At 49.0% G+C, this 26,843-nt stretch carries 19 protein-coding genes, 1 tRNA gene and 1 pseudogene; 14 read left to right on the top strand and 7 right to left on the bottom strand.

The window, feature by feature from the left end:
• Window positions 1–725 precede the first annotated feature (725 nt).
• From HQ37_RS03135 to HQ37_RS03075, 13 genes are all read left to right on the top strand, one after another.
• Window positions 726–1,814, top strand: a complete 1,089-nt coding sequence (locus HQ37_RS03135; RefSeq protein WP_052080721.1) for a bifunctional oligoribonuclease/PAP phosphatase NrnA — start codon at window positions 726–728, stop codon at window positions 1,812–1,814.
• Window positions 1,804–2,442 carry a DUF4827 family protein gene (locus tag HQ37_RS03130; protein WP_036880350.1) on the top strand — a complete coding sequence of 213 codons (639 nt, stop codon included), beginning with the start codon at window positions 1,804–1,806 and terminating at the stop codon, window positions 2,440–2,442. The genes HQ37_RS03135 and HQ37_RS03130 overlap by 11 nt, the downstream gene beginning before the upstream one ends.
• A gap of 58 nt (window positions 2,443–2,500) precedes the next feature.
• The gene (glmM, locus tag HQ37_RS03125) at window positions 2,501–3,892 is read left to right on the top strand and encodes a phosphoglucosamine mutase (protein ID WP_036880347.1); all 1,392 of its coding nucleotides are present in this window, start codon (window positions 2,501–2,503) and stop codon (window positions 3,890–3,892) included.
• A gap of 146 nt (window positions 3,893–4,038) precedes the next feature.
• Window positions 4,039–5,469: a 23S rRNA (uracil(1939)-C(5))-methyltransferase RlmD gene (gene rlmD / locus HQ37_RS03120; protein ID WP_036880344.1), complete on the top strand. Its 1,431-nt coding sequence runs from the start codon at window positions 4,039–4,041 to the stop codon at window positions 5,467–5,469.
• Window positions 5,470–5,503: 34 nt separating this feature from the next.
• On the top strand, window positions 5,504–6,985 hold the full coding sequence (locus HQ37_RS03115; protein ID WP_036880341.1) for a transglycosylase SLT domain-containing protein: 1,482 nt from the start codon (window positions 5,504–5,506) through the stop codon (window positions 6,983–6,985).
• Between the two features lie 146 nt (window positions 6,986–7,131).
• Complete coding sequence (locus HQ37_RS03110) at window positions 7,132–7,704, top strand: T9SS type A sorting domain-containing protein (protein ID WP_036880339.1); 573 nt, start codon at window positions 7,132–7,134, stop codon at window positions 7,702–7,704.
• A gap of 29 nt (window positions 7,705–7,733) precedes the next feature.
• Complete coding sequence (locus HQ37_RS03105; RefSeq protein ID WP_152566777.1) at window positions 7,734–10,007, top strand: family 20 glycosylhydrolase; 2,274 nt, start codon at window positions 7,734–7,736, stop codon at window positions 10,005–10,007.
• A 494-nt stretch (window positions 10,008–10,501) separates the two neighbouring features.
• A complete protein-coding gene (locus HQ37_RS03100) occupies window positions 10,502–10,984 on the top strand; it encodes a hypothetical protein (protein ID WP_036880333.1) in 483 nt (160 codons plus the stop codon).
• A gap of 278 nt (window positions 10,985–11,262) precedes the next feature.
• Window positions 11,263–12,033, top strand: a complete 771-nt coding sequence (locus HQ37_RS03095; RefSeq protein ID WP_036880330.1) for a polyprenol monophosphomannose synthase — start codon at window positions 11,263–11,265, stop codon at window positions 12,031–12,033.
• A gap of 6 nt (window positions 12,034–12,039) precedes the next feature.
• A complete protein-coding gene (locus HQ37_RS03090; protein ID WP_036880327.1) occupies window positions 12,040–13,407 on the top strand; it encodes a dihydroorotase in 1,368 nt (455 codons plus the stop codon).
• A gap of 15 nt (window positions 13,408–13,422) precedes the next feature.
• Complete coding sequence (locus HQ37_RS03085; protein ID WP_036880325.1) at window positions 13,423–15,729, top strand: GH92 family glycosyl hydrolase; 2,307 nt, start codon at window positions 13,423–13,425, stop codon at window positions 15,727–15,729.
• A 153-nt stretch (window positions 15,730–15,882) separates the two neighbouring features.
• Window positions 15,883–15,967 (top strand) — tRNA-Ser (locus HQ37_RS03080).
• A gap of 238 nt (window positions 15,968–16,205) precedes the next feature.
• Window positions 16,206–17,171 (top strand): CfxA family broad-spectrum class A beta-lactamase, encoded by a 966-nt coding sequence (locus HQ37_RS03075; protein ID WP_036880355.1) that lies wholly within the window; start codon window positions 16,206–16,208, stop codon window positions 17,169–17,171.
• A 103-nt stretch (window positions 17,172–17,274) separates the two neighbouring features.
• Here HQ37_RS03075 and HQ37_RS03070 read toward each other — a convergent pair whose 3' ends face one another.
• The 7 genes from HQ37_RS03070 to HQ37_RS03040 form a co-directional block, all read right to left on the bottom strand.
• Window positions 17,275–18,678 carry a hypothetical protein gene (locus tag HQ37_RS03070; RefSeq protein WP_004292946.1) on the bottom strand — a complete coding sequence of 468 codons (1,404 nt, stop codon included), beginning with the start codon at window positions 18,676–18,678 and terminating at the stop codon, window positions 17,275–17,277.
• 224 nt (window positions 18,679–18,902) lie between these two features.
• The gene (locus tag HQ37_RS03065) at window positions 18,903–19,859 is read right to left on the bottom strand and encodes a toprim domain-containing protein (protein ID WP_004319668.1); all 957 of its coding nucleotides are present in this window, start codon (window positions 19,857–19,859) and stop codon (window positions 18,903–18,905) included.
• Between the two features lie 214 nt (window positions 19,860–20,073).
• Complete coding sequence (locus HQ37_RS03060) at window positions 20,074–21,150, bottom strand: AAA family ATPase (RefSeq protein ID WP_004292948.1); 1,077 nt, start codon at window positions 21,148–21,150, stop codon at window positions 20,074–20,076.
• Window positions 21,151–21,164: 14 nt separating this feature from the next.
• Window positions 21,165–21,473: a DUF3853 family protein gene (locus HQ37_RS03055; protein ID WP_004292949.1), complete on the bottom strand. Its 309-nt coding sequence runs from the start codon at window positions 21,471–21,473 to the stop codon at window positions 21,165–21,167.
• Between the two features lie 223 nt (window positions 21,474–21,696).
• Complete coding sequence (locus HQ37_RS03050; protein ID WP_004292950.1) at window positions 21,697–22,734, bottom strand: hypothetical protein; 1,038 nt, start codon at window positions 22,732–22,734, stop codon at window positions 21,697–21,699.
• A gap of 5 nt (window positions 22,735–22,739) precedes the next feature.
• Complete coding sequence (locus HQ37_RS03045) at window positions 22,740–24,038, bottom strand: YhcG family protein (protein WP_004292951.1); 1,299 nt, start codon at window positions 24,036–24,038, stop codon at window positions 22,740–22,742.
• Window positions 24,039–24,105: 67 nt separating this feature from the next.
• Window positions 24,106–25,389 carry a site-specific integrase gene (locus HQ37_RS03040; RefSeq protein ID WP_004292952.1) on the bottom strand — a complete coding sequence of 428 codons (1,284 nt, stop codon included), beginning with the start codon at window positions 25,387–25,389 and terminating at the stop codon, window positions 24,106–24,108.
• A gap of 482 nt (window positions 25,390–25,871) precedes the next feature.
• Between HQ37_RS03040 and HQ37_RS03035 the strand changes: the two are divergent.
• Window positions 25,872–26,756: pseudogene (locus HQ37_RS03035) on the top strand (phage integrase SAM-like domain-containing protein); the annotation flags it as partial.
• Window positions 26,757–26,843: the final 87 nt, after the last annotated feature.

Genomic DNA, 26,843 nt, shown 5'->3' with positions numbered 1-26,843 from the left:
ACAAACTATCCTTACGCAAGAGGCTGTTCAAAGCCGCTCTCAATATAGACTATCTCAAGAAGCTCCTAAAGATTTGATGCGGTTGCCCTGTCAGCTTTGCGAGAGTAGGCTAGACAGTCGTCGGGGGGGAGTCTTTCGTTGATCTTGATCGCTGCTTGTGTGAGCCCTCACAAGACCTCTAGCCCTCTCCCTCCTGCGAGCTCCGTAGAGACATGAACAGTGTAGTGGTTGTGCGTCTACTTAGACCTCGATGATGATCCTATTTGAGTCTCTTCTGCGATCCTACTTAAGTCTCGATGGAGATCCTATTTGGGTCTCAACTACGATCCTATTTAGATCTCAGCAGGGTTGCTATATTGGATTGCAATCGAGGTCTGAGCAAGGCCTCTGTCGAGATGACCTCGCAGGGCCTTGAAAGTGGAGACAATGGGTGGAGAGATGGAGGGTTGAGGAATCGAGAACTTAGGAAGATGGCGACAGGGTGGGGAGGACGAAGCACTCTCCATCGCACGAGAGACGGCATGGGTAGAGTGGAGGTAGAGTTTGTGAGAGCGGAGGAGAGCAGCAAGAGGGACACGAGGGGCAAAAGGATTTTGGCTAACTTTGCCTCCTCATCTAGGGGCGAGGGCCCTGCCCTCTTAGCTTCACCCTCTGTTCCTTCTTTGTCAAGGAGATGGGAGAGGTGGGGCTTCGTCCCCTGTCCATGTATGTTTATTGATCGATAAATGTCTCAATTACAACCTAAAAGCGAGGGTGCGTACCTCCTCTCCCTTGAGCAGCTCGAGCAGCTTGTCCGAATGCTCGATGAGGCTACGAATATACTCATCCTCCCCCATACCGCTCCCGATGGCGATGCCCTTGGCAGCACGCTGGGGCTGATGCAAATCCTGCGTCATCGTTACCCTAACAAGCAGATCCATGTGATCAGCCCCGACCCTGTGGAGCGATACCTCTCCTGGCTCCCCTTAGTCGATGAGCTCTGCCAGTGGCAGACGCAGCAGGACGAAGCCCTAGAGCTTATCGGGCAGGCAGACCTTGTGCTGCATCTCGATCACAACCGAACCTCTCGATTGCGGTATGCCGAGTTGATCGCAGCCCTCGAAGCGAATACCTCGCCTAAGATCCTCATAGATCATCACCTCTACCCCGACGAGGAGGTTGCCCTCTCGCTGAGCTTCCCTCGAGCCTCGTCCACGTGCGAACTGGTCTGTGCCCTCATGCATGCTATCGGCTTTGCCTCACACATCTGTCGAGATGCCGCCACCCTGCTCCTCTCGGGTATCATTACCGATACGGGGCGATTGATGTACAATTGTTTCGAGACAGAGACCTTCGACACGGTCTCCAGGCTCCTGGCCCTGGGAGCAGATTACCCCTTCGTCATCGACCAGCTCTCGTATCATGGCACGCTCTCTCAGCTTAGATTACAAGGGTATGTCCTACATCAGAAGCTCGTAGTCATGCCCGAGTTGCGGGCGGCCTACTTCACTCTTGATAAGAGCGAGATGGCAGCCTTCGACATCAGCAAGGGAGACACTGAGGGGCTGGTGAACCTTCCCCTCTCGGTCGAAGGGATCGACAGTGTTTGTTTCTTGCGAGAGGATCGAGATCAGATCAAGCTCTCCTTCCGCTCCATTGGGGACTTCCCTGTGAACGAACTCGCTATGCGAGGCTTCGGCGGAGGTGGACACCTCAATGCTGCTGGGGCAGAGCATCACGGGCCACTCGATGAGGCCAAAAATATATACCTTTGTGAACTCAAGAAGCTAACAACAGAATACAATCAGCGTAAAGTAGATCAACATGCACTATAGAACCATTCTTGGCCGATGCCTCTGTACCCTAGCACTACTCTCGGCACTCCCCCTCCTCTCTAGCTGCGATCGTAGCTCTAGACTCAAGCCTCTGAGTGAACTCAAGAGCGATCAGGTTGAGGCGATCACGAAGCTCATTGCCTCTCAGTCGATGAGTGTCGTAAAGATCAAGGAGGAGCGAGACTTCCCCACCCAGCCTCGCTCAGATGTTTACTATATGATGCCCAATGGGGTGTACATCCGTGTGCTCAAGACTGGGGACATGAACCGCCGAGCTATCGTAGACAAGACACGTGTGTCGCTTTACTTCAAGGGATATTACTTCGCCAAGCAGACGCCCAAGGGGGCTGACTTCGACAATTACAGCACCCCTGCGCTGCCACCCGTCGAGTTCCTCTACACTCAGTTCTATAGCTTCGGCTTTGTTCACTTCCGTTTGCTACCCCAGACTGAGCACCCTATCTCACTAGAGAGCCTCATGTGTGAAGGCTTGGCCTATCCGATGGCTCTGCTCGGAGATGGAGCCGAGGTGTCGCTCATCATCCCCTTCGAGGCAGGCCCATCGGGCACTTATACTCAGGGGGTATCCCTCTTCGTAGAGAAGGCTCTCTACAAATTTAGCAAGTAGCCCCCCTCTTGAGAGAGGCATTATCTGCACATTATCAATCGTTTTAGATGATCTATCTATGACACTTATCAAGTCTATCTCCGGCATCCGTGGTACGATCGGCGCAGGAGTACAGGAGGGGTTAAACCCCATCAGCACGGCACAGTTTACCGCTGCTTATGCCCAGTTCATCCGCACGCATAGTGGCAAGGCTCGCCCGACTATTGTTGTGGGTCGAGATGCTCGTATGTCAGGGCAGATGGTCAAGCACATTGTCTTGGGTTCGCTCATGGGCATGGGCTGCGATGTGATCGACATCGACCTGGCGACCACTCCGACTACAGAGATGGCTGTCGTAGGCAAGGGTGCTGACGGAGGTATTATCCTAACGGCGAGCCACAACCCTAAGCAGTGGAATGCCCTCAAGCTCCTCAACGAGCGAGGTGAATTTATCAGCGACCAGGAGGGTAAGGAGATCCTTCGCCTGGCCGAGAGCGATGAGCTCTCCTTCGCCGAAGTGGATAACCTCGGTCGGGTAGAGACCTCTAGCTACCTCAAGGAGCATATCGAGGCAGTCCTCCAGTCTACAGGCGTAGACGTCGAAGCCATCCGTGCAGCTAAGCTCTCGGTAGCTTTTGATAGCGTTAATTCGGTCGGCTCTATCGTTTTGCGTCCACTCCTCGAGGCCCTCGGTGTCGAGCAAATCATTGGGATCAATGAGGACACTACGGGCGACTTTGCCCACAACCCCGAGCCACTCCCCGAGCACCTACACGAGATCTCGGCTCTGATCCAGGAGCGAGGTGTGGATGTAGGCTTCGTCGTAGACCCCGACGTAGACCGGCTGGCCATTATGGACGAGGAGGGTGGATGCTTCGGCGAGGAATATACCCTCGTAGCCATTGCAGACTACCTGCTCGGGCTCAAGGGGGGCGGCAATACTGTCTCGAACCTCAGTTCGACACGCGCCCTGAGAGATGTTACCCTCAAGCATGGTGGCCTCTATAGTGCCGCCGCCGTGGGCGAGGTCAATGTCGTTACGAAGATGAAGGAGACCGGGGCTCTCATCGGTGGCGAGGGCAATGGCGGGGTGATCTTCCCCGAGCTGCACTACGGCCGAGATGCCCTCGTGGGCATTGCCCTCTTCCTCTCCCTCTTGGCCAAGAGTGGTCAGAAGGTGAGCGAACTGCGTCGCACTTATCCCGCCTACTTCATGAGCAAGCAGCGAGTAGACCTACCCCAGGGGACGGACTCTCAGGCTCTGCTGGATCGCCTGGCCCGAGAGCAGGCCTCCGCTGGCGAGATCAACCTCATCGACGGGGTCAAGATCGACCTCCCCACCCAGTGGGCGCACATTCGCCGCAGCAATACAGAGCCTATCATCCGCATCTACACCGAGGCCCCCACTCAGGCCGAGGCTACAGCCCTAGCGGATCGCTACAAGGCTCTCTTACTCTCCTATCTAGCTTAGGTACTCATATTGATCCACAGATCTCTCTCGCCTCTTATGTAGGTGGGGAGAGGTCTGTGGATCATTGTTTCGATACTGTCCAGGTTGCTAGAACAAAGGGTGCTCCCTCCTCCAACCTAGACTTCACTTAAACAGAGATTACTACATTGAGAAGAAATAGAAAGGCTCTGCCTATCCTCCCTGAGGTTCACATTGATGCCCTAGCGGCCGAGGGGAAGGCATTGGCACACATTGAGGGGCAAGTCCTCTTCGTCCCCTATGCTGCCCCAGGCGATGTGTGCGAGATACAGGTTACCAAGAAGAAGCGTAACTTCATGGAGGGGCGTATCCTTAGCCTCCTCACCCCTTCCCCCATGCGCCTGAAACCAGTTTGCTCGCACTTCACTCACTGCGGAGGGTGCAAGTGGCAGCATATCCCCTATGCTGAGCAACTAAAAGCCAAGGAACAGGTCGTGCGTGATGCTATGCAGCGCATGGCCAAAGTTCCTGTAGAGGAGTATCTGCCGATCCTCGGAGCTGCACAGACGGAGCGTTATCGTAACAAGCTAGAGTTCACCTTTAGCCACAAACGTTGGCTCTTGCCTGGGGAGATGAGCTCTGTTGGCGAGGGTCAAGAGCCTTCGGCCTGGCCAGGGCTAGGCTTCCATGTGCCAGGGATGTTTGACAAGGTGCTGGATATTGACCGATGCCACCTCGGGGCAGAGATTGTAGACGAAATTCGCCTTTGGGTAAGGGCGTATTGCCTCGAGAGGGCGGATCGCTATCCCTTCTTCGACCTCAAGGCCCAAGAGGGGCTGATGCGTACGCTGATGATCCGCACTACTTCTACAGGCGAACTGATGGTTGTAGTGGTCATGTATCGAGATGAGCCAGAGGCTCGAGAGGGGTTGCTTAAGTCCCTAAAGGAGCACTTCCCCCAAATCACCTCTCTGCTCTATGTGATCAATGCCAAGTGCAATGATACTATTACCGACCAAGAGATCTGCCTCTACTCGGGGCGTGAGTACATCGAGGAGGAGATGGAAGGGCTGCGCTTCCGCATTGGCCCGAAATCCTTCTATCAAACCAATAGTTTGCAAGCTTACGAGCTCTACAAGGTCGCTCGAGAGTTTGCTGCCCTAACGGGACAGGAGACAGTCTATGACCTCTACACTGGGACAGGGACGATTGCGAGCTTCGTAGCCCACCAGGCCAAGAGCGTTGTGGGGATTGAGTACGTCCCCGAGGCAATAGAGGATGCTCGTCTCAATTGTCAGGTCAATGGCATCGACAATGCGACTTTCTACGCTGGGGATATGAAGGACATCCTCACGGACGCACTCATCGCCCACCATGGCCGTCCTGATGTTATCATCACCGACCCCCCTCGTGCTGGGATGCATGAGGACGTCATCGCAACGATCCTCAGGGCAGCCCCAGAGCGTATCGTCTACGTGAGTTGCAATCCTGCTACGCAGGCCAGAGACCTGGCACTGCTGATCGCTGATGGCTCGTACCGAGTGGCTAAGTCTAGAGCCGTGGATATGTTCCCTCATACGCACCATATCGAAAATGTAGCTTTACTCCTGCGCCAGTAAGCCTAGAAGAGCTCCTTATCCCCTTTGTCCTCCTATGAAGCCGCCCCGCCCCTCTCAGCCAATTAAGACCTACCGAATGGGGCTAGGTCTGCTTATTCTTGGTCTGATCATTGCAGGGCTAGGTCTGTATCTACAGCGTGAGCAGCTCTCTAAGCGTTTAGAGCGTCTCATCTATCTCGAGCAGATGCGTCTGCCGGACACCCTGAGGGTAGTAACCCTCTCGGGCTCTAGTACCTACTTCGGTTATAGGGACGAGGGAATGGGCTACCAGTGGGAGTTGGTTCGCCTCTTTGCCGAGGCTCACAATCTACCGATTAAGCTCCACATCGCTCGAGATGTAGAGGAGATCCATGCCCATCTAGATCAAGGCCTCTCAGATCTGAGCATTACCCCAGAGGCCATCACGCAGTCGGGTAAGCAGCGATACCGCTATGTCGGGCTCGAAGAGCTCTCGCCCTTGGTGCTCGTGCAGCGACGGAAGGCACTGGGTTCGGATAGCGTCTATATCCGCCGAGTGCCCGAGCTGCTGTCTCGTTCGATCGCAGTCATTGCAGGCTCTCGAGAGGAGCATCGCTTGCTCAACCTCCAGGAGCAATTGGGTGGAAGCATCGATATTCGCCGTGTGCAGAACGACTCGACCACTCAGGATGGATTGATCGAGCAGGTGAATGAAGGCGAGATCCCTTATACCATCGTGAGTGGACAGCTGGCCAAAGTTGCTCGCCTCTACTATCGGAATATAGATGTCTCGCTCGAGATAGGCTTCGAGCAGCGTCTACGCTGGATTACGACGCACGAGCGAAAAGGGTTAGCCGAGAAGTTAGACTTATGGGCCGATACCGTCTCGCTGGGCCGTGATTATCGAGATATTTACAAGCGATACTTCGAGATCCAGCGGGCTGGCGACGACCTCTCTAGCCTCAAGCTGCCCTCGACCCGAACGAACCACCACATAGCCCTAACGCCCGAAGGGGCTCTCTCGCCCTATGACGAGCTCTTCAAGGCCGAGGCTAAGCGTCTCGGCGAAGGCTGGAGCTGGCAAATGCTGGCTTCTATTGCCTGGCAGGAGTCGAACTTCATGGCCGACGTCGTCGGTTGGTCGGGGGCTAGAGGTTTGATGGGGATTATGCCTCGGACGGGCAGAAGTTTTGGAGCGACTAAGGAAGAGCTACTAGACCCTCGAGTTTCGATAAGGGTCTCGGTCGATTGTCTACTCTCCAAGCAGAAAAACTTCGCCGATGTCCCCGATCAGACTCAGAGGATTAAGATGACCCTTGCGGGCTATAATGCAGGCTCTGCCCATGTACAAGATGCCCGCCGACTAGCCCGTAAGTATGGGGCTGATCCGAATATGTGGGACGACCATGTAGAGAAGTATATCCTCCTGAAGGCACAGCCCAAGTACTATACTGATCCTGTCTGCCGCTATGGATATCTGAGAGGGCGAGAGACCTATCGCTATGTGCGAGAGGTAACCTCTCGCACCCAAGCCTACACTGCTCGAGTACCGAGGTAAGATAGTCCTTCTCTCCGAAGGAGCTATGCTCTAGGATCGAGGAGAGGTCAGGCGAGGAGATTTTAGTATATTTGTCGGGTGTTGCTAGGGGCTTGTGGTCCATGTGAATGGAGGATAGCGAGCCCGTCTAACACCCAATACGCCCAATGAAGATAGCCCGTGTAACCCCTCTGATGAGAGCTCTACTACTATTCATAGCCTGCCTGTGTGCTGTGAATAGCCTCTCGGCACAGGGTTTCTCTCTATCATCAGGTAGCAGCCCTCAGCCCCGCCCCACAGATTCCCTACGCATATCTCGTCGCTTGCGCCCAGAGGTCAAGAGTCGCCTCTTGCCACAGCAGAGCTATGGTATCAATGCCCATCGTCGGACGATGCTTATCCGTCCAGAATTCGGTGTCTTGCCTATACGAGATGGCTCGACGATTATCCTCAATGGCGAGACTCCCATCGCCTCGTACGAACCTCTAGACCCCCGCCCCTCCAGCATACGAGACCTAAGTCCTCGAGGCATCCGCCAGTCTTCGGGTATTCGGCTGATGGGGCGAACTCTGTACTTCTCTGACCCTGCCGAGCGAGTAGAACTGATAGATGTTACGGGCAAAGTCGTGCTTGCATACCGCAACGTCCGAGAGGCTAAGCTCAACCTACCAGAGGGTATCTATATCATGCGGTGCAATATCAACGATGATTACACGGTCAGTCGTCTCATCCTTCGCTAAGAGTATGCTTTGCTCCTCATGCTTCATCAATGGTCTTATCACTAACTTCATTACTTATGTTTAGACTTCATCGATTATTTCTTGCGGGCATGCTCTGTCTGCTGAGTTTAGTGGCTTGTCGAGATAAACACTTGCTTGAGGAGCGTTCCTTGATCCCGAAACCTGTGACCCTGCGATCGCTCGATGGGCACTTTGTACTTTCAGACCAGACAACCATTAGTGTTGATCCCTCTGTTGATGCTCCCGAAACCCTCGTCGACTTGCTCTCCTCTAGTTGGTCTTGTAGCCTTAAGCTTCAAAGTCAGGGAGGAACGATTCGTTTCAGTCTCTCGGATGCTGTGGCCCATCCCGAGGGTTATCATTTGGAGGTTTTACCCGAGGGTATTAGATTGGTTGCTAGGGGTAGGGCAGGGCTATTGCATGGCATTCAGACGCTACTACAGCTAGCTGATGGCAAGGGCTATCTGCCTAGTGTTGAGATCGAAGATGCTCCACGCTTTGCTTACAGAGGACTCATGCTAGATGTTTCGAGACATTTCTATAATAAAGAATTTGTAGTGAAGCTATTGGATGAGATGGCTCGTCTCAAACTCAACCGCTTCCACTGGCATCTGGTCGATGGAGGAGGATGGCGCATGCAGGTAGATAGCTATCCTCGTCTCATGAGTCATGCTGCATGGAGAAGCATTGAGGACTGGGATAAGTGGTGGCATCAACGCGTGCGTACCTTTGTCCCCGAGGGTACTGAGGGGGCATATGGTGGTTACTATACCAAAGAGGAGATCCGAGAGGTCGTAGCCCATGCGACTAAGCTCGGCATTACAGTTGTGCCAGAGATTGAGATGCCAGGGCATAGCAATGAGGTCGCTGCAGCTTACCCCGAGCTCTTCTGCCAAGGCCGTTGGTCTACCTCGGTAGCAGATGTATGTATTGGGCGTGAGGAGACCTTCACGTTCTTTGAACGTATCCTCGACGAAACGCTCGAGCTTTTCCCCAGCGAATACATCCACATTGGTGGCGATGAGGCGGCGATGAATCACTGGGGGGATTGCTCCAAGTGCAAGGCTCGCATGCGCCGAGAGGGGCTCAAGGATCTGCACGAGCTGCAGAGCTACATGATCAAGCGCATCGAGCGATACCTCAACAGCAAGGGGCGTAAGCTTATTGGTTGGGATGAGATCCTTATGGGTGGTCTAGCTCCCGAGGCTACGGTCATGAGCTGGCGAGGGGAGCAAGGAGGCATCGAAGCTGCCTCTGCTGGACACGATGTCGTTATGACACCCAATGGCTCTCTCTATCTCGATTATTATCAAACTTATGGGATGGAGCAGCCCCGGGCGATAGGAGGCTATGTGCCCCTAGAGAAAGTCTATGCCTACAATCCTGTGCCCAAGGCACTCGACCCTGAGCGAGAGCATCACATCCTCGGAGTACAGGCCAATCTTTGGACAGAATATGTGGGCAGCGAAGAGCAAGCTTGGTATATGCTCTTCCCTCGAGCCTTGGCTTTGGCAGAGGTTGCTTGGTCGCCCCAGAAGAGTCGAGACTATGAAGACTTCCGAGTTAGAGCAACTCGCTACAATGATGGTCTCCGTGTTCGAGGAGTGAATGCTTATCCGATGAGTGGTGTCAATGCACATATCTCTCGCTCAGAGGATGGAGCAGCTCTAAGACTCACTCTCTCGGCCGAGCATGCTGGGGCCATTATCCGCTACACAACCGATGGCTCGATGCCTACTGAAGAGTCTCTTCGCTACGAAGGTCCTATAGATGTTATAGACTCGGCCCTCGTCGTGGCTAAACCCTTCGGCAAGGGCATCCCCAGCGACGTTGCCCCCCGTTATCTACGTCTAGACAAGCACCTAGCCCTAGACAAGAGTGTCCGCTACGACTGCAAGTGGAACGAGCGATATTCGGCCTCCAAAGAGCTTTCCCTAGTCGACGGGATCAAAGGAACGCCAACCTATCTCGATGGTCTTTGGCAGGGCTTTACCGAACCCATGGACGTAACGATAGACCTCGGGGCTGTGAAGCCTGTCCGACACGTATTGGCTACTTTCATGCAGGAGCGAGAGCAGTGGGTCTATATGCCTCGTGAGGTGGAGGTCTGGATCAGTGAGGACGGCAAAGCTTTCCACTCGATAGGTCGTGTGGCTAGTCGGACTGATGAGCATGAGCCTCGACCAGTCTTCGAGACCTTTGATTTCTATGCTGAGGGCAAGGCTCGCTATGTCCGTATGCGAGCAGATATTGGCCGCTCTCCTGGGCACTTCATCTTCACGGACGAGATCGTGGTCTGGTAAATCTTATTTGGACAAGGCGAGGTAGGGCTTCGGTGAGATATTTGTCTCACCGGAGCCTTGCCTCTTTGTGGCATGAGCGATCGGTTGTACTCCCTCCGTCCCCTCTGCTGGGGTTCAAGTAGGATCTCGATGGAGGTCTAAGTAGGATCGCAGATGAGACTCAAGTAGGCTCTCTATCGAGGCCTAAGTAGGGCCTCCATCGAGGTGTAAGTAGGCATGTAAGCGAAGTCTCAGATGGAAGCTTAATCGAGAGGATTATGAGATCTCGATTAAGCTCTAGATGGAGCTAGGGGAGGGCTCTTGGCAGGAGAGCGAATGAGGCAGCATCTATACCTTGAGTATAGGGCCGATGGACATTGCCCCTTGAGCTGGGCGTTCATAGTGGAGACATCTCGTTGTAAATGAGGAACAATCCCCCCCCCTGCTTTCTTGTGAATTTTTACTTACATTTGCAGTGGTATTCACTCACTAACTATCCTAAAACAAACAAGACAATGAAGAAATTTATTAGTATTCTAGCTGTTGCAGTGCTCATCTTCGCCGTATCCTCGTGTGATAAGAAGAATAAAGGGCCTAAGCTTGATCCTAAGAACTACGTAGCAGGTAAGGTCTTCGAGGGTGAGACGATGATCGATGGGGTCAAGGTGTTCCATACGATGACCTTTCAAGAACAGAAGTTCACTGGCAAAATGAAGGGAGCTAAGGGGGTAGAAGGTCAAGATGGATACCAATCAGTGGAAGTAGACTTCTTCGGATTCTACACTGTCCAGGGAAATCGCTTGACACTCACTGTGGAACGAGTGGTCTCTCTCCTGGTTGCCTATGTCGATGGGGAGAAGCAAGAGGTGCGTGAAGAGGAGCGTCCGAAGAAGGGCGAGAAGGGTAGCGTCGTGGAAATCGTTATAGATGAGCAGAAGGGTACGCTGACCTGGATCGATCCCGAGGATCAGACGACCTATGTCCTAAGGAAGAAGTAGGTGGCGTAGCACATTCGTATGCCTTCACAGACTAGAGGGAGGCTGCGGTGAGAAGAGCATCTCACCGCAGCCTCTTGTTTTTTGTTCCCGAACTCGAGAGCCCTATGCTTCGTACGAGTACCCTCCCTCCAGCTCAAAGAGTAGCCCACAAAAGGGTTCCACCGATGTAGATGGCGGGTGTGCCCAGTAGGCTAGATGGGTGGGGTAATTTGGTTATCTTTGTCCACTTGGAACAAAGACATCATTCATCCTAGACTTTAGTAGTATTTGAAGAAATAATGAATATCAACCCCTCAGATAGCCTCGTCATCATTCCCACTTACAACGAACGAGAAAACGTCGCTCAGATGATCGAGGCAGTCCTCTCGCTCCCCCATGCCTTCGATCTAGTCATCGTAGACGATGCCTCCCCCGATGGGACGGCGCAGATCGTCCGCTCCCTACAGAGCACTTATGCCCAGCGTTTGCACCTCATCGAGCGCAAGGGTAAGCTCGGCCTAGGTACTGCCTACATCGCAGGGTTTCGCTGGGCTCTCGAGCGACAGTATGAGTACATCTTCGAGATGGACTGCGACTTCAGCCATCCCCCGCACAAGCTCCTTGAGCTGTATGAGGCCTGCCACAGCCAAGGGGCAGACGTGGCCGTTGGCTCACGCTACGTCCGAGGCGGAGCGGTGAAGAACTGGCCCTTGGGACGTATTATGATGAGCTATGGAGCATCGCTCTATGTGCGCCTGATCACAGGCCTGCCCGTGATGGATACGACAGCTGGCTTTGTGTGCTACCGCAGGGAGGTACTCGAGGCCATGCGACTGGACGAGATCCACTTCAAGGGCTACGCCTTCCAAATCGAGATGAAGTACACGGCCCACTGCCTCGGCTATCGAGTGCATGAGGTCCCCATTACCTTTGAGAACCGAGTCCTGGGAACGTCGAAGATGAGCGGGTCGATCTTTGGGGAGGGCTTCACGGGTATCCTAAAATTAAAGTACTGGCGACTCTTCAAGGGCTTCCCCAATGGTAAGCGCAAGAGTGCCCCCAAGCATTAGCAAGCTATGAAACGACTATTCCGAAATGCCCTCCTCATCAACGAGGGCGTGAGCCAAAGAGCAAGTGTCCTGGTCGATGGAGAGCGTATCGCTCAGATATTCGAGGGGGAGAATACCTTCCCTGAGAGATTGGCCTCCGAGGTGGATGAGCTCATCCCCTGTGAGGGGCTTTGGCTTCTGCCGGGCTGTATTGACGATCAGGTACACTTCCGAGAGCCAGGTCTAGAGCATAAGGCTACGATCGAGACTGAGAGCCGAGCAGCCGTAGCAGGGGGGACAACCTCCTTCATGGACATGCCCAATACCAAGCCCACGACCACCACGCTAGAGGCTTGGCAGTGGAAGATGCAGCGGGCCGCCGAGACCTCCTGGGCCAACTATAGCTTCTTCTTTGGGGGGACGAATGACAATGCCGACGAGCTTCGCCGCATCGATCGCCGTCATACCCCAGGCCTAAAGCTCTTCCTCGGGAGCTCTACAGGCAATATGCTCGTGGACAATAGGGCCACGCTGGAGCGCATCTTCGGCGAGACAGACCTGCTCATCGCCACCCATTGCGAGAGCGAGGCCATTATTCGTGCCAATCGGGAGCATTACCTCTCCCTAGTCCCCCATGACAAGCTGGATATTCATTACCATGCCCTCATCCGCTCTGCTGAGGCCTGCTATCGCTCCTCTGCCGAGGCTGTCGAGCTGGCTACACGCCTGGGCAGCCGTCTGCACATCCTACACGTCTCTACCGAGCGGGAGCTCAGCCTCTTCTCGGACGATCGTCCCACGGCTCAGAAGCAGATCACTGCCGAGGCCTGTGTGCATCACCTGATCTTCAGCGAGGAGGACTTCGATCGCTTGGGCAATCGCATCAAGTGGAATCCTGCCATCAAGACCCTCGCCGACCGAGAAGCCCTGCGTAGGGCTGTGCGTACAGGCCTCATCGATATCGTGGCTACAGACCATGCTCCACACCTCATCTCCGAGAAGCAGGGCAACTGTCTCGAGGCCGCCAGCGGAGGCCCTCTGACGCAGCATGCCCTAATCGCTATGCTCGATCTGGCTGCCCAGGGGGTATTCACCCGAGAGCTTGTTGTCGAGCGTATGGCCCACCTGCCCGCCGTGCTGTTTGGCCTCGAGGGCCGAGGCTTCGTACGTGAGGGCTACTTCGCCGACCTCGTGCTCATTGACCCCGAGCAGCCCACCCTGGTGCAGCCCGAGGGACTCCTCTCTCGCTGCGGCTGGTCGCCCTTCGAGGGCTATTGCTTCCCTCACAGCGTCTTCGCTACCTATGTCAATGGTTCATGTGCCTATCGCTCTGGAGCTCTTGCCGAGCATCGCCCAGCGGTTCAAGCACTCTCGTTCAATAGATTGTTCGTCTAAATAATGATTGCTGTGATGTGTCTTAGAAACTTCTCCTCCTTCGGGCGAGCGGCTCTTCTGCTCTCGCTCTTTGCAGCCCTCTCGGCTTGTCAGAGACGGGGTGTCCGTTCCGAGCACTCCCTCGAGCCTGTGGATTGTGTCAATCCTTATATGGGCAATATCAGCCACTTGCTTGTCCCAACCTTCCCGACTGTGCACCTGCCCAATGGTATGATGCGCATCTACCCAGAGCGTCGGGATTATACGGTCGAGACCCTGGCAGGCCTTCCCCTCATTGTAACCAACCATAGAGAGCGATCTGCCTTCCGCCTAAGTCCTCTGAGCAGTCATCCTGACTCTGTAGGTCGCTTCGTTACCTATGAGTATGATCAGGAGCAGATTAAGCCCTATTACTATCGAGTATTGCTCGATGAGCCCGATATTGAGGTCGAGTTTGCCCCAGCCTATCAAAGTGCCATTTACCGTCTTAGCTTTGCCAAGGATACCCAAAGGCAGATCATTCTGCTCAGTAGCCTCGATGGAGAGCTGGAGGCTACAGGTCGCAGCATCTCAGGTTATCAGACCCTCGAGGGCAAGACTCGTGTCTACCTGCACATGCAGTACGATCGCAAACCTCTGCGTGTTGGGGTGAGGGATGAGCAGACGGGGCGTATTGTCTTCGGAGGGCACGAGCGAATAGGCAAGACCGTCGCCCTGGAGTTCCCTACCGATACTCGGCGTCTGCATCTGCGCTATGGAGTCTCGCTCATCAGTGCCCAACAGGCTAAGGCCAATCTGAGCAAGGAGATACAGACCAACGAGCTCGATATGGTCGCCAAGCATGGCCGCCATGAGTGGAGCAAGCACCTCGGTCGCATCAAGGTCGAGGGAGGAACAGCCGAGGATCGCAAGGTCTTCTACACCTCTCTCTATCGAACCTACGAGCGTATGATTAACATCAGCGAGGATGGACGCTATTACAGTGCCATAGATGGTCAGATACATAACGATGAGGGCATCCCTTTCTATACTGACGACTGGATTTGGGACACCTATCGGGCAGTGCATCCGCTGCGTGTCTTGATCGATCCGCTCAAGCAGCAGCACATGCTTGTCTCCTTCGTACGTATGGCCGAGCAGAACCCCGAGGGATGGTTGCCCACCTTCCCCGAGGTTACGGGAGACACGCATCGAATGAATGGTAACCATGGGATCGCCACCTTCGCCGATGCCTATGCCAAGGGGCTTACGGGCTTCAACCTCGTCTCTGCCTACCAGGCGGCCAAGAAGACCATGGCGGAGAAGTCTTTCCTCCCCTGGACACGCATCCCCAAGGGCCCTCTATCCAAGTATATGGACGAGCATGGCTATTTCCCTGCCCTGCGTATTGGCGAGCGAGAGACAGACCCTCGGGTTACTCTTTGGGAGAAGAGGCAGGCCGTAGCTGTAACCCTTGCAGCAGCTTATGACTACTGGACTTTGAGCCAAATGGCCCGATTTGTCGGCAAAGATGCCGAGGCCCAGGAGTATCTGCGCAAGTCGTATGACTATCGAACCCTCTTCAACTACAAGACTGGCTTCTTCCATCCCAAGGACGATAAGGGCCGCTTCATTCAGCCCTTCGACTACGAGCTCTCTGGAGGCTTAGGTGCACGAGACTATTATGATGAGAATAATGCCTATACTTACCGCTGGGACGTGCAGCACAACCCAGCAGATTTGATTTATCTGATGGGTGGGCGAGAGCAGTTTATCAAGTATCTTGATGAAACCTTCCGCACTCCTCTGAGCAAGTCCAAGTGGGAGTTTTACAGCCAACTACCTGACCAATCGGGTAATGTCGGCCAATTCTCTATGGCCAACGAGCCCAGCCTGCACATCCCCTATCTGTACAACTATGCAGGTGCTCCATGGAAGACGCAGCGCAGCATTCGCAAGCTGATCTCCTCCTGGTTCCGCAACGACCTCATGGGTGTCCCTGGGGATGAGGATGGGGGAGGGCTCAGTGCCTTTGTGGTCTTCTCTATGATGGGGATCTATCCCGTTACACCAGGCCTGCCCGTGTACAATATCGGGACTCCTTTCTTCGAGCGGGTAACGATGCAGCTCGATGGCGGACGCCTCTTCACCATCGAAGCCCCCAAGGCCTCGGCAACGAACAAGTACATCCAGTCCGCTAAACTCAATGGCAAGGCCCTGGATCGAGCCTGGCTCAAGCATAGCGAGCTCATCGAGGGCGGCACCCTGGAGCTACAGATGGGGCCACATCCGAATAAGCTTTGGGGGGCAAATACCCCTCCTCCCTCGGCCGATCCGCTGCCTGATCAAGAGCGGCGCAAATAAATTTACTTCCACGAAGAAGTTCCTAACCAAAACGTTAGGAACTTCTTCGCTTATAACCCACCCTTAGCTTTCGAAAAAGATCTCTCTAAGGTTTGGCTAATTAGAATATTCTCTCTACATTTGCAGGCGTTAAGGGATAAGCATTGTCCCTTTGGAGAGATGGCAGAGTGGTCGATTGCGGCGGTCTTGAAAACCGTTGAAGTGAGAGCTTCCGGGGGTTCGAATCCCTCTCTCTCCGCAATAAACGCTGAAAATCAGCAAATTATAAAACAAACACCCAATTTTACACCCAAGAATGTAAAGTTGGGTGTTTTTATTTTATTTAAGACGAATCATATTCGCTCGGAAAATAATTTGATAAAAAACAGAACAAACGAAAAAAACAACCAATTCATTTTCCGTAAGATTTCGTATCTTTGCAGTAAATAATAAATCAGGGTCTGTCATGATAATATATAATGTTTAAAAATCGTAGTATGAAAAAAAGTAGAAGAAAACGCCTTGTAATTTTGTGTATAGCTTTAGTTTGTATCATAGTTTTAGTTTTTTTATTGTTCTCTAAATCAACTTCTAATAATAGTACAAATCCACCTTTGACAGATGTTTTGACTGATAGCATTTCTCGGATAGTATCAGCTTGTCCTGGTGAAATTGGAGTGGCAATTATTATTAATAACACAGATACAGTTAAAGTTAATGATAAGAGTGTATATCCTATGATGAGTGTATTTAAGGTTCATCAGGCATTAGCTCTTTGCAATGATTTTGATAACAAAGGGATTTCACTTGATACCTTAGTAAAGATAGATAGGAATAGACTTGATTCAAAGACTTGGAGTCCTATGATGAAAGATTATTCCGAGTTGGTTATGTCATTAACCGTGAGAGATTTACTTCGTTATACTATTGCTCAAAGTGATAATAATGCAAGCAATCTGATGTTTAAAGATATGGTCAATGTTGCTCAAACTGACAGTTTTATAGCCACACTTATTCCTCGTTCAAGTTTTCAGATAGCTTATACAGAAGAGGAAATGTCGGCTGACCACGATAGGGCTTACTTTAATTATACATCTCCTCTTGGTGCCGCAATGTTGATGAACCGTTTGTTTACCGAAAGTATTGTCAGTGGTGAGAAGCAAAGTTTCATTAAGAATACATTAAAAGAATGTGTGACAGGTACAGATAGAATAGTCGCTCCGCTTCTTGATAAAGAAAGGGTTTCTATTGCACATAAGACGGGTTCTGGTTATGTCAATGAAAATGGTATTCTTGCAGCTCACAATGATGTTGCCTATATATGCCTGCCTAATAATGTCTGCTATACTTTAGCGATATTTGTTAAGGATTTCAAGGGTAATGAATCACAAGCATCACAATATGTTGCGCATATATCAGAGGTCGTATATTCTTTATTAATACAAAATTCGGCAATTCCTTAAGTTGCGTTTACTTTGAAGCTTCAATGGTAAACATTATATAATTTATACAATATAAAAGCACTTCGTAACTATCAGAGTGCTTTTATATTGTCTTTTTTTTCTATTATAACTTGAATCCTCTACTTTTTCTTGGTTCTTCCGTTGGTTGTCGCAAACCTTGCCGAAGTTTCTCCCATTGCTCTTTGAACCATTCGCTTATCGGTTGCCTGTTTATGGTCAGTACAAGTTTGCTATCATCGGTCGGATTCTTCTCCACCTTGAAGATGTTGTTTTTGATTTCAAACTTTCTTCTATGTTCCTCGGAATAAATCTTGCCATTACATTGGATAGCTTCTTTCCTTGTCAAAAGACAATCTATCATATCTTTGGTAAATCCAATGACAGCGCAGAGTTTTTCCATTCTCAACATTTCTCTAAGCATCGGAAACCACTTGAATGCCTTTTCAAGCAGAGTGTTCAATCGTGATATTTCCCTGTCTTTGGCTTCAAGTTCTTGGTTGTGTATGCTCTGAAGATTGCGTATCTGTTTGCCATGTCGCTCTTGCATTTCCTGCATTTGGATTTTGAGGGTGTCAATACCTTTGTCTCGTTTGGCAATCTCTTGGTGCAAATCTTCATTAGTTCGCTCCAGCTCTTTCATCTTTCCACTTCCGAAAAGAGAACCAACTCCGCTTGCTATGGCGGTGGCTGCATTGGTGGCTGTTTTCTTTAGCTTGTCAGTGCGTATTTCTGATTTCACCTGTTTCAGTTCCTGTTCAGCAAGACCTATCTGTTCTTCTTTGTGCCGTTTTGCAGCATCCATGCGTTGCAGTTCGGCTCTCTGCTTTTCAATGATGAAATCATTTCGTTCCAAATGTTCCTTTCCGGTCTCGGATTTAGATTGCCCACGTTGCATGGAGAGGATGTCAGATGCCAAAGTCTGCATTTCCATCATATCGTCATCATTGAGCTTTTGGCTCTTGCCCGTGTCGTGGTTCATCCAGTCGAATACGATATGGGCATGATAATTCGGCTTAAACCACTTTTCACCGACTTGGAAACTCTCCCTATCCCCGGTTTTGGGTTGTCCACTAAGCCAGTGTCCCTCGTCCTTATGCAGGAAGATTTGGAGCGGTGTAATACCCCAGCGTCTCTGGCACTCCTCACCAAACTTTCGTACATCTGCCAGTGTTGTATCTGGTCTGATGAGCAATACTCCCTCACGGATTGGAGAACATCCAGCCACTTTTATAATCTTTCCATTCTTTCCCTTGCGCTCACGCTCCTTTTCCTGCATCGCTCGTCCGGTCTTTTCCTTGACCATCCGTTTGATGCTGTCATAGTGCGCCTGCAGGTCAGGACTGCCGAAGCCCGGGTTTATCCACTGCTCGTTATTGGAAGTCAGTTCGGGTACAATGTAGATTCTGGACTCGCCGATATTGCGCATGTACTCGGCAGTTCTCCGGTTATGAGCCCCGCTTGATGTCACTCTGCAGGGTTTGATATGTATGCTTGATTTTGTTGCCATATTCTTAAAATTTGATTTGGATTGTTGATGAAATCTTCTGTTGTCCGCTCATAACCGCACAGGGTTCTTAGGGGTGCAACCCATAAGCGGAGATTGCAAAGAGAGGGGCACTCTTTGCTCGGGGTTCTTAGGGGAGAAACGCCCTGAGTGGGTCATTAGGGCAAAGCCCTAATCCCCTCGGGAGAGCCCACAACTACGAAAGCGAAGCGTGTAGTTATAGTGGGCTATAACCGAAAGCCGTTTTTCTTTTTCGGTGGTTGGCTGCGCACCCCTTTTGCAGATTGAACTTGCCTGTTTCTTTCAGTCTGTTTCTGTAAGTATTCGTTCAAGTCCTTGCATCCGCTGTATGTCTGCGAAGCGTCACGGATGTATAAGTCCCTGCCGTATTCCTTATAGATTTGCTGCATGGCTTCCATTCCTGCACGGTCATTGTCAAAGAAACAGTGGATGCGCTCATAGCTTCCCAACGGATAGATTGCTTTGGAAACATTGGCTACTGAGTTCAACACCATATAATCTTGCCTGTCCAGTTCGGGATATTTCGGGCAATTCTCCAATCTCAAAGTAAGAAATGAAAGATAGTCCATAAATCCCTCAAACACATAACATGTTTCCCTCGCTGTTCCCGGCTGTTTGATATGAGAAATCTCTTTCGGTGCGATGCATCCCTTGAAATACTGGTTGCGGATTTCATACCCACCCGACACATTGGGAAAGGCGATGGCGAAATACCGTTTGCCATTATGGGTGAAGTGCGCTTCACTGCATTCTCTTTTCGCCATTGCAATGTTTATTCCCCTTTCCTGCAAATAAGCAAGCAGGGCAGGAGAAGAAAGCGGTACAATCTCCAGTTGTTGAAAACTTGGCTCGGAAGATGATTGCTTGCCAAAAGAAAAAGACACGGGGCGAATACGGGGTGTCTGTTCTTCGATTTTTTGCAAGAGGTAAGGCACATGGTCGGAACAATAAAGTTCCTGTGCCAGTGCGATGATATTCCCACCTTTGCCGAGTGCAAAATCATACCATTGGTTACGTTCTGTATTTACCTTGAACGATGCTTCCGTTTCTTCCCTTAGTGGTGACTTATACCACAGGTTTATGCCCTGTTGTTTGACGGGTGAAAATCCTAAACTGTGCAGATAATCCGCTATTTTGATTTGTTTCGCTGTCTGTATATCCATAAGACGATAGGTTTAATGATAGTTGAATTGGTTTATTTTCTCTTTTCGCCCGTACCTCTTTATGAAGTACGGTCTGTATAATCACTTCACTTTATTTTCGTATATATAGAGTACGGTAATAAAGTGAAGCGGTTTTGCCACATTTCGCAACCACTTCGCTTTATCCCTAATATATAGACCCCCGGAATAAAGTGAAGCGATTGCAAGGTGTGGGCTAATAGTGGAAGTCGGGCATGAACGTGTACTTTCTGCCGTTCTCCTGCACTATCATTCGTTTGTTCCGAAGCATGGTGATGAGCGATACCGCCTTTTTGTGGTTCAACTTTACCCCCACAGACACATAAGTCTTAATTAAGGTGTCCTCCAGTTCCTTGTAGCCATATTCCTCTTTCAGCCCGAAAACTGCTTCCAATGCGATGCGGTGCTGCTGTTCGGTGATATGCCTGTAAGGGTCGAACTTTTCCTCTTCCGGTCTTCCCGGTTTCTTGGTTTCGGGCTTGTAACCCTCCAACAGTTCAGGTATGGCATTGTCATTGATGCGAAATGAAAAAGGCTCGAAGTCCATTGCCCGTATGTGCATGGCTGAAACATTGCTTATATCTCCATTGCTCTTGTCCTTTTCCACAAGAAGGACAGTTTCAGCCTTGTTGTTCAGTTCCGTACCGATATGCCCCCTTGCGTTCTCATCGCCCTTGTTTTGGTGGAGTATCGTGTGGATATGTATCTGCCTGTCGTCCGTCCACTGCATCAGCTTTGATATGATGCGTGTCGATTCACCGGGGCTGTTGATGTCATATACCATGTCACGGATGCCGTCTATGATTACAAGCCCTATGTCAGGCGTATTGTAAATAGCCTGCTCTACAATCCTGATACGCTGTTCGGGCGTGTATTTCCTCAAAGCAAGAAATTCCAGATGCTCATTGTCCCTGTCATCTGGAAGCCCAGCCATCCGTAAAATACGTTTCATGACTTTCAGACAATGATAAGGACTTTGTTCCGTGTCCACATACAGGATTTTCCGTTTCTCTTCGGGTAGTTCCGCCACATATCTTAGCACTGTACCATTCTTCAATGCTGCCGCCACGATAGCCGACACATTGAAAGTCTTTTTGCTTTTGGCTTTGCCGATTGATGCACTGAAATTACCCAGTGTACCAATGACCGAACCTTGCACTTTTAGAATCTCAGGTGCTTTCTCATAGATTTTCGACAGGCTCAGGCGTGAGGCTTGCCAAAGGATTACGGCTTCTTCCGCCGATATTTCTTTTATATCTTTCATATAATCCATAAGTACACCTCCCGTTATTTTCGTCCTCCGGTTTTCTTTCCAGCCAGTTCAAGGGCAAGTTCCGCATCCACGATAATCTTGCGCCCTATTTGCGTAATGGCTTTGTCTATCTTTCCGCTTTTCTTTATACGGTTGGCGGTAGGCAGACTGCACCCGAACAATTTGGCAATGCCAAGTATTCCGTACACATACTTTCTTTCTGTGTCCGTAACGGGCTGTGGCTGCGCTTCCGTTTGGTTGGAAGCGTACTTGCTTAGAAATATGAACTCTTCGCCTGTCATCTGCCAGACGGGTTTTAATAATAACTCTTGAAGATTTGTCATCGTCCAATCTATTTAGTCGTTAAACAATCAGCCCTGCGCACTGGCTGTTATTTCTGTTCTCGAACGATGCAAAATTAGGTATGGCTGTAAGTGGTAAGGATGTGGATAATACAAATGGGATACTGCGCTATCTCATTAAATATCAGACAATAAAAATACCACTCAAAAATTAATTTGAGTGGTAAAAGTGGTAATTTCGTAGAATGTCAGGTTATATCACGAATTATCCGAATATGCTTTCCATTTCCTTTGCGAATTTCTGGTTGCTGTCACTCGGAAAATCGGAAACAGGTTCTTTGTATTTCGACCTGTAATAGCTCTCGTCAATATCCAACAATTTTAATATTTGGCTTCTCCATTCATCCCTGTATTGCTTGGATAGTTTCTCGCTCATCAGGAATATCAGGTAACACACCCGTATCTTTTCCCTTGCCTTGATTTTTAGTTTATTCTTGCAGGGGTACAGGTTTATATTGGCATAGAAATCCGCTATGGTAATGGCTTCGAACTGTTCCCCGACACAGGTTTCATGAATGGGCGAAAGCTGCTTCATGTCAAAATATTCATGTTGTCCCTCCGGGCTATTCTGTACTTCTTCTTGTTCGTTTTGCTTGACTGGTTCATCCTGCTGTTTTTCTTCCCTATCATTAGGAAGGTACTTTTTTAGGACTTCCATAAAAAGAAGACTTAGGCGGTAAACATTGCCGGAAAGGTTTTCTATATATTGAAAAGCCTCTTTCCTGTCTTGCTTTTGCAGTTCATAAAGTTTATCCAATTCTTTCTTTTCCTTGTCGTATTCAGCCTTGCAGCGTTCATATTCCTTTTCTGCCTGTATTTCTTCTTCGTCCGTATGCTCCCGAAAACCAATGAAATCATATCTGTGGTATGCGTCATTCAAAGGCTCGTGCAACTTGGTGGTAATCTCCAACTGGTCTTTAATTGCAGAATTATGCCTGTCTGCGTAGTGAAAACACACACGCTTTATGACGTCATCATTCAGCGGTTTTGTTTCATAAGCCCGTATATTTTTTTCTATTTCGATTTTCAGACTATTGAGAATCAATGTGTATTGTTCTTTCTGCTTGTCAAGTACCAGTTCAAGGATAGCGGCTTCAAAAGCCTTTGTATCATTGTGCTGCCTGTAAAAGTCGGTGATGAATTTCTGCTTGTCAAAAGAAAAAGCATAATTGGTTACCCAATCATTATATATTCTATTGAGTTCTCCATATTGGGGAATCAGTTTGTTTATTTCTCCTGCCATAGACTTCAATTTTGGGGATTATTGTCCTTGTCAAGGAAAGATGCCAGTTCTTCTTCCACCTCTTCCACACTTGGCAAAGCTGATTTCAAGTTTTCGGGTATAGCCTTGCTCAGTTGATAATCGCTGATGCCTATCGGTTGGTCGTAGCCTGTCAATGCGTATTGTGCTACCACCTCATCTTTTCCTTTGCACAGCAACAGCCCGATAGTCTTGTTGTCATTTTTTCCCCTCAGTTTGTCATCCACCACATTGATGTAGAAATTCAGTTGCCCTGCATACTCCGGTTTGAATGGAGTAGCTTTCAGTTCTACAACAATGTATGCGTGTAGCGGAATAGAATATAGAATCAAGTCGGCAAAGAAATCACTGTTACCTATTTGAAAATGCTTCTGCCGGGCGACAAAGGCAAAACCATTGCCCATTTCCAACAAATAACGGGTAACGTGCTTTACCAGCTGCTCTTCTATGTCCCTTTCGTCTGCCTTTTCTTTCGCTCCAGCCAAATCGAAGATGTACGGGTCTTTCAATAGGTAATTGGCAAGGTCGCTTTGTGGTGCTGGAAGTGTGGCTGTGAAATTGTTTACCTTGTTGTTGTTGATTTGTCTGTTATATAGGTTGTTTTCAATTTGCATTTTCAGCACATTGCTACTCCAGCCCATTTCTACAGCCTGTTTCATATACCAATATCCTATGCCTAACGGTAACGAACCGTTAAGTATGACCATTTGGCTTGCCCAGTTTATTTTGGCAACAGGGGATTTCAGGAAAACTTTTTCTATTTCCCTAATCTCCATCCTGTAAATGGCAGAAACTGTTTTCTCCACATCCTGAATTTGCGCAGGAACTTCCTGCGTAATTTCTAAAGATTGACAATCAGCGGATTGTATTTGCGCAGTAAGTTCCTGCGTAAATTGTCCGTTGTTCAGTTTCAATACTTCATCTGTAACATTCTGTATGCTTGGAACAGACAGCCTTGTGTCTGTATCAATGAAACTTCGTAGCACGTTCAACGGATATGACCGTGCAAATTGGCACATATAAGTAAGGTTACGCTCCGAATAACCTTTCTTTTCGGGGTAATTGAACCGGATAGCCTTTGCCAGTTGCTTGATGATTTTGCTTCCCCAGCCTTGCAAGTTCTGATGATACAGGATATAGTTGCCCATTTTCCAGTAATGGAACAGCATTTGCGCATTGGCTGCGGCAATCAGCCGGACTTGCGCCTGTTCTATTTCCGAACCGACGGCATGAACAAATGCGTCAAAGTCCGTTCTTCCTATATGATATTCTCTGTTATTTTCCATTCTAATGTTTATTGTTGTCGCAAATATAATTCAAATAGCTGATAATCTATGAAACTGATTGATACTTTTATAGTTGGTTAAACTTGTTCATGGCATTTGCCTTAATATCATCCGCTATGTCAATATAGGGTTTCATGGCTTTATAGTCACTGTGCCCCGTCCATTTCATCACGACTTGTGCCGGAATACCGAGAGCCAGCGCATTACAGATGAATGTTCTTCTTCCTGCATGGGTGGTTAATAATGCGTATTTCGGGGTGACTTCATCTATACGTTCATTTCCTTTATAATATGTTTCCCGTACAGGCTCGTTGATTTCAGCCAGTTCCCCCAGTTCTTTCAGATAATCATTCATCTTCTGATTGCTGATAACAGGCAGTGCCATGTGGTTTTCAAAATGGACTTCCTTGTATTTTTCGAGTATGGTTTTACTGTGGTCGTTCAGTTCAATTATCAGGCTGTCTGCCGTTTTGACTGTGGTAACTTCGATGTGGTCGGGTTTCACATCGCTTCTTTTCAGATTACGAACATCTGAATATCGCAGGCTTGTGAAGCAACAGAACAGAAAAACATCCCTGACACGTTCCAGATATTGTTTGTCTTTCGGTATCCGATAATCTTTCAGCCTGTTCAATTCGTCCCAAGTCAGGAATATCACCTTTTTAGAGGTGGTTTTCAATTTGGGCTTGAAAGTGTCGTATGCAATATTCTGATGATGCCCTTTCTTGAAGCTCCAGCGCAGAAACCATTTGAGGAATCCCATCTGTTTGCCGATGGTGCTGTTCCTCATATCCTTTTTGTCACGCAGGAAATTTACATACTCGTTCAAGCCGAACTCGTTGAAGTATTCAAAGGTTACATCTTCCTTGAACTCTTTGAGGTGGTTTTTCACTGCTGAGAATTTCTCGTAGGTGGATGCCGTCCAGTTATTCTGATTGCCACACTCCTTTACAAACTCATCGAATACTTCCCAAAAACTTATTTGTGTTTCTTCCTGCTGCTCTTCGCTGGTGTCTTTCATCCGCAGGTTGAACGCATCCTTTAGCTGTTGGGTGGTCGGTATGGTTTCCTGTACCTCAAACTCCTTGAACACGTTTTGAATCTCGGCATAATATTTCAGCAAGTCCGCATTGATTTCGGATGCGCTTTGTTTTAGTTTGTTGGTGCATCCGTTCTTTACCCGTTGTTTGTCGGCATCCCATTTGGCTACGTCAATCCGGTAGCCTGTTGTAAACTCGATGCGTTGGCTTGCGTATATGACACGCATACGGATGGGTACGTTCTCTACGATTGGCACACCGTTCTTTTTCCGGCTTTCCAATGCAAAAATGATGTTACGTTTGATATTCATAATTGGGTGCGTTTGAAATTCTACACCCAAATATACACCCAATATTTGGAATAGCAAAAGATATTCAGAAAGATTTAGATTTACTCTGCGCTTTAGATAGTATATGATTATCAGTGATTTGCAATTTTATGATATTTCTTGAAAGCATAGGTTCGAGAGCCTCTCTCTCCGCTAGAAGGTTTCAAAAGGGTTTCACAGCCCCATTCAAAATAGCCTTCAAAATATAGATAATCGTTGTAAAATCAAGGTTTTACAACGATTTTTCTTTGTATACCCCCTACAATCTGACGGCTTAACCCTATGTTTTAATAGTCATCTTTCGGTCATATACTGCTACATATACTGCTACACAAATTTTGTAGCAGTAAAAAATGTAGCAGTGACAGGAAAATGAAGGCTTCTTTGACGGCATCAGTCTTTTCTATATCAATACATTATGTAGAACTTTGTAGCAGAAATACTACAAGAAAACAAAGATGCGTATGAAGCAGAATTTCAAGGTATCCTTCTACCTACGCTCAAATTACGAGAACAAAGAGGGAAAGTCGCCTGTAATGCTCCGTGTATTCCTTAATGGAGAAATGGCAAATTTTGGGTCTACCAAGATCTTTGTTGACAAGTCATTGTGGAGTAACACTACCAGCAGACTGAAAGGACGCACAGCAGATGCACTAACTGCCAATGCTGCATTGGATGGAATCTCCTATACACTGAATGCTATCTATCGTAAGTTTGAGGACGACGAGACTCTTTCGATGGATAAGATTCGTAGCATTTTTTGTGGTAAGACTAAGGAATATGTAAATTCCCTCCCTGTCTTTGACTCGTTTATTGAAAGTGTTAAACAGCGTGTAGGACGGACAATTAGCAAAGACAGCTTACAGAAGTATAGCGTCGTTAGGAGACACTTCTATGAGTTTCTTACACACAAGTATTCTCGTAAGGATATTGGACTGACAGAACTCTCCCCTTCTGTGATTCAAGACTTTGAGTTGTACCTTAGCACCGTGGCCGGTTGCTCGCACAACACCACAGTCAAGAAGATGAAATCACTAAAAACCATAACGATTTATGCCCAAAAACGTGGCATTTTGCCACATGATCCCTTCCTTGACTATGGCTTCCATTTAAAGCCTGTCAATCGAGATTTTCTTACTGATGAAGAAATTCTTAAAATTGCCAACAAGGATTTAGAACTCCAACGTTTGGAATTAGTTCGTGACATTTTTATCTTTTCCTGCTTTACAGGTTTGGCGTACATTGATGTAGCCAATCTCACACCTTCTCATATCGTTACTATGGATAATAAGCTATGGATTATGACTCAGCGTCAGAAAAGTGGTATATCATCGAATATTCTCTTATTAACGTGAGTTCGGTATAAGCTTAGGCAACTAGGTCTTGACTATCAATGTGTTCTAGGTTTAGAGAAGGCTTCTTCTGGAGTGTTTGAT

Source organism: Porphyromonas sp. COT-239 OH1446, from assembly GCF_000768875.1.
GTDB lineage: Bacteria > Bacteroidota > Bacteroidia > Bacteroidales > Porphyromonadaceae > Porphyromonas.
The sequence above is the reverse complement of the archived record's forward strand: the minus strand, read 5'-3'. Positions and strand labels throughout refer to the sequence as shown.